10 protein-coding genes are annotated in these 7,100 nt (G+C 54.3%); 6 read left to right on the top strand and 4 right to left on the bottom strand.

Annotation, left to right across the window (positions count from 1 at the left end; all coding sequences use genetic code 11):
* Positions 1-4: 4 nt before the first annotated feature.
* The 3 genes from QMX88_RS13300 to QMX88_RS13290 are packed head-to-tail and all read left to right on the top strand — an operon-like array spanning position 5 to position 1,935.
* Positions 5-430: a cell wall hydrolase gene (locus tag QMX88_RS13300; RefSeq protein WP_282369993.1), complete on the top strand. Its 426-nt coding sequence runs from the start codon at positions 5-7 to the stop codon at positions 428-430.
* Between the two features lie 45 nt (positions 431-475).
* On the top strand, positions 476-694 hold the full coding sequence (locus QMX88_RS13295) for a hypothetical protein (protein WP_442969454.1): 219 nt from the start codon (positions 476-478) through the stop codon (positions 692-694).
* Complete coding sequence (locus QMX88_RS13290; protein ID WP_282369981.1) at positions 691-1,935, top strand: SGNH/GDSL hydrolase family protein; 1,245 nt, start codon at positions 691-693, stop codon at positions 1,933-1,935. The genes QMX88_RS13295 and QMX88_RS13290 overlap by 4 nt, the downstream gene beginning before the upstream one ends.
* Before the next feature lie 57 nt (positions 1,936-1,992).
* On the opposite strand, the gene QMX88_RS13285 is transcribed toward QMX88_RS13290, so the two are convergent.
* On the bottom strand, positions 1,993-2,622 hold the full coding sequence (locus QMX88_RS13285; RefSeq protein ID WP_282369979.1) for a hypothetical protein: 630 nt from the start codon (positions 2,620-2,622) through the stop codon (positions 1,993-1,995).
* A gap of 264 nt (positions 2,623-2,886) precedes the next feature.
* On the opposite strand from QMX88_RS13285, the gene QMX88_RS13280 reads away from it, so the two are divergent.
* Entirely contained in the window at positions 2,887-3,657 is a 771-nt protein-coding gene (locus QMX88_RS13280; protein ID WP_282369977.1) for a DNA adenine methylase, read from the top strand.
* On the opposite strand, the gene QMX88_RS13275 is transcribed toward QMX88_RS13280, so the two are convergent.
* Entirely contained in the window at positions 3,641-4,351 is a 711-nt protein-coding gene (locus QMX88_RS13275; RefSeq protein WP_282369975.1) for an SOS response-associated peptidase, read from the bottom strand. The genes QMX88_RS13280 and QMX88_RS13275 overlap by 17 nt on opposite strands.
* Before the next feature lie 95 nt (positions 4,352-4,446).
* Between QMX88_RS13275 and QMX88_RS13270 the strand changes: the two genes are divergently transcribed.
* Together QMX88_RS13270 and QMX88_RS13265 are read left to right on the top strand one after the other, a co-directional pair.
* Positions 4,447-4,743 carry a hypothetical protein gene (locus tag QMX88_RS13270; protein WP_282369974.1) on the top strand — a complete coding sequence of 99 codons (297 nt, stop codon included), beginning with the start codon at positions 4,447-4,449 and terminating at the stop codon, positions 4,741-4,743.
* A 4-nt stretch (positions 4,744-4,747) separates the two neighbouring features.
* Positions 4,748-5,086 (top strand): LexA family protein, encoded by a 339-nt coding sequence (locus tag QMX88_RS13265; RefSeq protein WP_282369972.1) that lies wholly within the window; start codon positions 4,748-4,750, stop codon positions 5,084-5,086.
* Between the two features lie 34 nt (positions 5,087-5,120).
* Here QMX88_RS13265 and QMX88_RS13260 read toward each other — a convergent pair whose 3' ends face one another.
* The gene (locus QMX88_RS13260) at positions 5,121-5,783 is read right to left on the bottom strand and encodes an HNH endonuclease (protein ID WP_282369970.1); all 663 of its coding nucleotides are present in this window, start codon (positions 5,781-5,783) and stop codon (positions 5,121-5,123) included.
* Position 5,784: 1 nt separating this feature from the next.
* Positions 5,785-6,999 (bottom strand): AAA family ATPase, encoded by a 1,215-nt coding sequence (locus QMX88_RS13255; protein ID WP_282369968.1) that lies wholly within the window; start codon positions 6,997-6,999, stop codon positions 5,785-5,787.
* Positions 7,000-7,100 lie beyond the last annotated feature (101 nt).

Here is a 7,100-nt window from a genome sequence, read left to right as displayed (position 1 = left end):
GCGCATGATCGTGACTGAGAAGGATAGAGATGTTCTGGCCCGGACACTGTTCGGCGAGGCCCGCGGGGAGGGGCTCGCCGGGATGGTGGCCGTGGCCTGGACGATCCGCAATCGCGTGGACGATGGCAAGGACAAGTCCTGGTGGGGCGAGGGCTACGCCGGCGTGTGCCAGAAGCCGTACCAGTTCAGCTGCTGGAACCGCAACGACCCGAACTATCAGTTCCTGAGCGGCGCGCGGCAGATCCCGTTCCGCGAGCTGGCGCAGTGTCGGATTGCTGCTGACCAGGTGATCGACGGGAAGGTGGCGGATCCTACCGGGGGAGCGACCCACTACTACGCGGCCACCGTGCCCAAGGCACCGGACTGGGCGGCCAAGGCAAAGCGGACGCTGAAGCTCGGCAACCACGTTTTCTTCCGCAACGTGCCCTGATCCCAACGACGAACATTGGAAGGGGAGACCCTGACGGAGAGTGCTGTGCAGACGACGACAAAAGAAGAAGGCTACATGCGCCCGATGCGCATCACGCTGGGCGTAAAGGCAAACGGCGGCTCGGTCGCTGTTCAGCTAAAAATGGGCGACAGCTGGGTCACGGCTGACACTTTCTGGAATGACGGGGCATACCAGCTCAATATCCCGCGGGCCACAGTTCGATTCGTGCCTGCGGCCGGTGCTGCCTTCGAGGTATTCGCATGAGCCTGCTCGCCGAGGGTCAGCCAACCCGCCGCCGCATTCGTCGGGGTCTCGGATTGCTGGGCGACAGCTTCAGCGCAAACTGCCACACGATTGATCCGAAAGCCTTCGGTACCGAAGCGTATGGATACGCCGGCGCTATCGCCGCGAAGACCGGCCTGTTCCCGAGCTACCTGGACAATCAGGGCAAGGTGGGCGACCACTCCGGCCAGTTCATGCCGAGGCTCCCGTCCTGCCTCACGTCGGTCACCGCCGATCTGTGGATGCTGCTATCGCGCACAAACGACAGCACCACGCCAGGGATGACTCTGGCAGACAGCAAAGCCAACGTGATGAAAGCGATCACGGCCTTCCAGAACACGCCCGGCAAGTACCTGATCGTCGGCACCGGTACGCCGCGCTTCGGCACCAAGGCGTTGACCGGACAGGCCTTGGCAGATGCGATCGCGTACAAGGATTGGGTGCTGAGCTACGTCAAACAGTTCGTGCCCGTGGTCAATATCTGGGACGGATTCACCCAAGACATGACCGTCGATGACCTGCACCCGAATCTGATCGGCGCCGACTTCATCCAGTCCCGGTGCGTGCCGATCATCAACGCCAATTTCGAGTTCTTCGGCGTGCCGCTGCCCACGGATGCCGCCGATCTGTACTCGGCGATTCGCCCGTTCGGCTGCTTAAACGCGAACCCGCTGATGACCGGAACCACTGGGATCATCAATGCATCGGTCAACCCGGTCGCAGGATCAGTGCTGGCGGACAACTACAAAGTCTCCGGCTCAGGCCTAAACGGCATCACCACCCGCTGGTACAAAGAGCCTGCAGCATTCGGCGAGGCGCAGTGCATCGAGTTGGCCGGGACCATGGCGACTGCAGGCGGGTACATCTATCTGCAGCCGGCCGCGAACGTGACGCTTTCGAATCTCCTGGCAGGGGACGTCATCGAGATGGTTTCCGCTCCGGAGATCGTCGGCAACAGCCGGGGCATCCTCGGCTGGGAGGCTGAGCTGATCATCACCAAGCCGGTAGCGAGTACGTCCACCACTATCTATTACCGCTCGATGGACAAGTATCAGGAGCCATTCACCCTGCCAGCGAACTGGAAAGGGGCTCTGGAAACCCAGCGCTACCTGTGCGATGTCACTGAGACGGTCGTTACCGCAAGGATGGGGCTTTACCTGGCCGCGGGCATCAACCAGGACTCGAAAGTCAAAGCCGCTCAGTTCGGGATTCGTAAGGTATAAGCCGGTACTGGGGCGCATCGTAGGGGCGTCAAGAGATAAGCCCAATTGTCCCCAAGCTTATCTCTTGCTGGATGGCATCATGTGGGCAAAGTCTATACTCACAGTTGGGTCATTATATTGTTGAAGAATTTCCAAAAACTGCTCGCGCTTTCCCCACCATTCGTTGATGGGAAAGAGATAATCACGGTAAGTTATATGTCCGCTTGAAATACGCAAAGATTCGTTCACCGGGGACACTACGCATATGGCTAGCAATGCAAAAATAACGCAGTCTGACAGCCTAACCTTGCCAGCCTCGATGATCATCGACATTATTTTTTCTGGGCTGTTAGCGTTCCTCATAAGTTCAAAGCCTTCGGGGAGGTCGTCTCCATGCCCATGAGTACATCGATGGATGCCATATATAAGATCTGCTATGTCCGGGAGCCCGCCAGCAGCGCTTGGAGCTCGTACAGTCACGGGCCAACGAGTCTCCACGATATCTGCTATCGGAACCCCGAGAGGACGGAGAATTTCATAATTATCACGCAGTAGGCGGGTAAATCGCGGACCGTTCTGCCGCATTTCCGGATACGCTTTCCTTGCCGTTCCGTCGATTGCCATACAAGCGTGCATCATGGAGAAATCCAATTCGCCGAGATCAAAGTCGGTGAGGGATTTGCGTATAGAGGCGGCGATACCAGCCATCGGCTTATCATCCATAATTATCGAAACACTAGTTTAGCTGCGCTTTTTCAAAGCGCTGATCCGCACATTCCTTAGGTGCCTGTTTGCACTAAGCCACATGAATGGGCGTTCCCAAATAAAAAGGAGCGGCCAGCAGGGGGCGTCAACACCCCGCTGGCCGCCGAACCGCAGACTATCCCTGCAAGTCCAGCCAAGGCTCCCGCTCTGTGCACAAAGCGCGGCGAGCCTAGCACCTGTTTATCCATACAGTAAAGGCTTGCATAAATGACCAACCCAATTGTTCCGTGGATGGGCGGTAAACGCCGCCTTGCAAAACCGCTGCTCGCGCTCTTTCCAGCGCATGATTGCTACGTTGAAGTGTTCGCCGGCGGCGCAGCGCTTTACTTCAAAAGGCCGGAGCCCGCGAAGGTCGAGGTCTTGAACGATATCAATGGTGAGTTAGTCAGCCTGTACCGGGTTGTGCAGAACCACCTTGAAGAATTCGTCCGCCAGTTCAAGTGGGCGCTCAGCTCGCGGCAGATTTTCGAGTGGCAAAAGATGACCCGGCCTGAAACGCTGACCGACATCCAGCGTGCCGCGCGGTTCTTCTACCTTCAGCACCATGCCTTCGGCGCCAAGGCCACCGGGCAGACCTTTGGCACGGCGACTACCGGGCGCCCGATCAACCTGCTGCGTATTGAAGAGACTCTCTCGGATGCGTGGCAGCGTCTGGCCGGAACATACGTGGAGAATTTGCCCTGGCTGAAATGCGCCGAGAAATACGATCGGCCGCACACGTTCCATTACATGGATCCGCCGTATTGGCAGACCCAGGGGTACGGGACTGAGTTCGGCCTCGGCGAGTATCAGGCGATGGCTGATTTCATGCGCCGCTGCCAAGGAAAGGTGCTGGTCAGCATCAACGACCATCCGGACATCCGCAAAGTGTTCGAGGGTTTCCGGATGGAGGAGCTGAGTATTCGGTACAGCACCGCGAACCACAGGACCGGAAAAGCTTCGGTGACGAGTGAGCTGGCGATCATGAACTGGGAGTAGCCTTTGACGGCTTTATCAGGTGTTCGCCCTGATTTCGAACGTTTCCGACATCCTTGCTCACCTCGAACCAAGTGAATTCCTCAGTCGGCCTGCAGCACTCCTTCGCGATCTCGGCGGCGCGCTCCGGCGTCGTTTCGGGATCCACCCATTCCCGGGCGTGCTCTGGACTCAGCACCACCGGCCGCCGATCGTGAATGTCGACCATGCCTTGATCGCTGTCGGCGGTGATGATCACGAAGCCGTCCTGCGGGTCCGGCTCAAGCCCCTGATGCACTTCCGCCAGCGCGGCGAAGAACATCGGGCCTTCCTCTTTCAGCCTGATGAAGTAGGGCTGCTTCTTCTTCGGATCGCTCGGATCCTTGACCCACTCAAACCAGCCGTTCGCCGGAGCCAGCGCCCGGCCGTTCGGCCATAGCTGCTTGAAGTACTTCCCTGTCATCACCGTTTCGACCCTGGCATTGATCGGGGCTGGACGCTTCCCTTCGCCTTTCGCCCAGAATGGCGACCATCCCCAACGCACCTTGTCCACGCTCAATCCTTCCTCGGTCGGCCTGATGATCTCGACGCGACTCGTCGGCGCAACGTTGTAGCGCTCGATCGGCCAAAGGTCGTATCCATTGATGACCAACTGCTCTGGAGCAAGCGTCTTGAGGTAGTGGTCCATTGGCTCGTAGATTGAGTAGCGTCCGCACATAAGGTCACCTGTCGCAAATCGGCTTATACAGTGTTGACCACAATCCCCGCGCTTAGTTAACTGTACGCATATACAGTCTTTTCAAGCGGCCTATCATGTACGTTCTCATCATTCCGCGGCGCCACCAAGGCGTTGCCATCCCAAAGGAGCAGCTCAGCAAAATCACGCCCTTCAAAGGCGACGTGCAAATTGTTGAGTCGCAGTGCTCGAGTCTCGGCCGGATCGCCACCCAGGCGTTCATCTTGAGTAGCGTCGGCCATGCGCCCGATATCCTACCCCGGCTGCTGGATGCCAGCGTTACCAGCATGGGCACTCAGGGAATGAACATTTCCGGGATTGAGCAGGTGGGTGAGGCGTTCTACTTTCAGTCGTGGTGGTGCCGCTTTGAATAACGACATGGCGCCTGATCACCTGGACATCTCCCTGGACGAGTTCTTGAACATCCGCGCGCCGGGCACTTACCTGGTGAAGGTCGAAGGCGACAGCATGGAGGGGGCGGGTATCTTCTGCGGTGATCTGCTGATCGTGGACAAGGGCATCGACGCAAAGGCCGGGCAGGTCATAATCGGCGTAGTCAATCAGCAACCGCTGGTCAAGTACCTCGCCTTTGTGAGCTGTCACACGGTGCTGCGCTCGGCGAACCGAAAATACCCGGCCCGTTTCATCATGGAAGGGGACGACTTCGATATCTGGGGCGTCGTTACCCACAGCATCCGGGACCATTGGAAAAATTGAGTATCCCCACACAGCCATCGTGGCATGCAGGAAGTTATGGGTTTGGAAAGAGAACGTCCTTTACCTTTTCCAATAATTTTTCTTCTGAAACTGTATGCCAGTACCAAAATACGGAGAAGGGGTAGTCTACTCGCAACATTTGTCTCAGTTTATTTGTGGCCTCATGAACTTCCTCGGCTGTTGACCGTTTGCTTACTATCTTTTGTTTTAACCCAAGCCAGTGCAGATATTCGCCAGAAAGTTCCTCTAGGAATGATGCTCTCGTAATTGCTCTAAGAGCAGTGTTGGTTGAGTTGAAGCACTCATTTAAAAGTTTTGCCGTGTTTAAGGACTTTTGATCTAGTTGGTCCACTGGTAAAACGGTAGCCGGAAGGCATGGGCTTGATGGTACAAAATGTTTTATCTTTTCTCTGATTTCATTTTCTTTAGTGCAGTCAAGTAGATCGATATGGGTCGAGCTTTTTAGGTTGTTGCATCTTCCACATGCGTAATAAAGGTTTTCCCAGTTATATTTGAGATCGTCTTCTTTTTCATGCGGAATAAAGTGTTCTATTTCTGGGTCGTGAAGATTGTCCTTCTCGCAAAGATAGCATTTTCCGTAGAAGATCTCATGCAGTATATTGACAATTTCTCTCGTGTTGTAGCCGACTTTTTTTGTGCATAGAGGAGCGTCTAGTGGTCGTTCTACTTTGAACATATTACTCTTCGCTCATGTCTGAAAGTTTCAAGCGGGCCGCCTCAAAGTATGCTCTTGAAGTCACATCAAGCATTGCCGAAGATGGCTCGAGCTTTGAAATAAGCTGGTGGAGAAAGTGTGTATTTGGCGGTTGCCTGTGTGTCTCGAGAGCGAGTTCCTCGATCGTTTTCTCTAGGACTCTGGATGTGGGAGGGGTTCCAAGCAAGCCCTCCATGACCGAAGAATATGAATACATAGATATGTCATCATCAATTACTTCATTTCGGCCGACATCATAGATGACGGCGTCTTTGACGGATGTGATAATGAATGGGGAGTGCGTTGATACAATAAATTGTATTAGCGGAAATGAGGTTTTCAAAAACGGTAGGATCATGCGTTGTAGTGAAACGTGTAGGTGCGCGTCTAGCTCGTCGATTATAACAATGCCGCGCATTTCGTTTGGCGATACCTCAAAATAAGCGGTCCTGACTAAAAGCTCTGCGTAAACTGCAAATATTGCAGAGTATCCAGATGACAGGTTCTGGAAGTCAGTTGTAGGTAGGTTGTCTCTCGTTATCGTGAATTTGAGGTGGCTAGAGTTGAACACTAACTTTGCGCTAGCATCTTCCATGAGCTCAGATAAATTGCTTTCAAAGTCTCTAATCCATTTATCGAGAGCGTCCGCTAAAGGCTGATTTTTATCATGCACAATTGCCAAGGCGTGCCTGTTCTTCAAATTTACAAGATGTTCTTCTAATGAATCGCTGACATACTTGTCTGGGGCTGTCTTTTGTTGCTGTTCTTTGATGACGTCTATGCCCGCTGCACCGGTCGGGCGTCTAATATTACTGGCTCGCGCCGCTTGAAAGAATAATACAACCGATTTCCTAGTCCAGTAACTTCGACGTAGGACCTCTTGCTCGGGGATTTCGATAATGATCCGTCGTTTGAGCGATTCGATCAACGCTTTTAGCCGCTCTGATTCCTGCTGTGCAGCGCTAACGCGAGATATGCCGCTATTTTGGGAGGGGATAACAATTGCGGCAAGCTGCTCCTCCAGCGTGCTCAAACTTGGTTGGTTAGTCTCAACGTGGTTCTTTGCTGTCTGAAACAACTCCTTTAGAAAAAAAGTTTTCCCTGAGCCGTTTATTCCCGTAACTATCAAATCTTTACCGTTAAGGTTGATGTTCAAATCTCGGTCGCCATGCGATCCGTGAATTTTCCAGATTGCCATATGGTTCTGTCCTTTCTGCTTGGGCCCAACGGCCAAACTTCACCCTGATACGATAGGCCCCAGCTTACCTCAAATCATCAAGGAGTCGCGTGCAAGGGAAA

Origin of the sequence: Pseudomonas sp. PS02290, from assembly GCF_029960075.1 — a bacterium.
In the GTDB taxonomy this organism is placed as follows: domain Bacteria; phylum Pseudomonadota; class Gammaproteobacteria; order Pseudomonadales; family Pseudomonadaceae; genus Aquipseudomonas.
The sequence above is the reverse complement of the archived record's forward strand: the minus strand, read 5'-3'. Positions and strand labels throughout refer to the sequence as shown.

Bases quoted from the DNA above. Each gene is read 5' to 3' on its own strand.
- QMX88_RS13300 (WP_282369993.1), top strand. From the start codon at position 5: ATGATCGTGACTGAGAAGGATAGAGATGTTCTGGCCCGGACACTGTTC.
- QMX88_RS13290 (WP_282369981.1), top strand. From the start codon at position 691: ATGAGCCTGCTCGCCGAGGGTCAGCCAACCCGCCGCCGCATTCGTCGG.
- QMX88_RS13285 (WP_282369979.1), bottom strand. From the start codon at position 2,622: ATGGCTGGTATCGCCGCCTCTATACGCAAATCCCTCACCGACTTTGAT.
- QMX88_RS13280 (WP_282369977.1), top strand. From the start codon at position 2,887: ATGACCAACCCAATTGTTCCGTGGATGGGCGGTAAACGCCGCCTTGCA.
- QMX88_RS13275 (WP_282369975.1), bottom strand. From the start codon at position 4,351: ATGTGCGGACGCTACTCAATCTACGAGCCAATGGACCACTACCTCAAG.
- QMX88_RS13270 (WP_282369974.1), top strand. From the start codon at position 4,447: ATGTACGTTCTCATCATTCCGCGGCGCCACCAAGGCGTTGCCATCCCA.
- QMX88_RS13265 (WP_282369972.1), top strand. From the start codon at position 4,748: ATGGCGCCTGATCACCTGGACATCTCCCTGGACGAGTTCTTGAACATC.
- QMX88_RS13260 (WP_282369970.1), bottom strand. From the start codon at position 5,783: ATGTTCAAAGTAGAACGACCACTAGACGCTCCTCTATGCACAAAAAAA.
- QMX88_RS13255 (WP_282369968.1), bottom strand. From the start codon at position 6,999: ATGGCAATCTGGAAAATTCACGGATCGCATGGCGACCGAGATTTGAAC.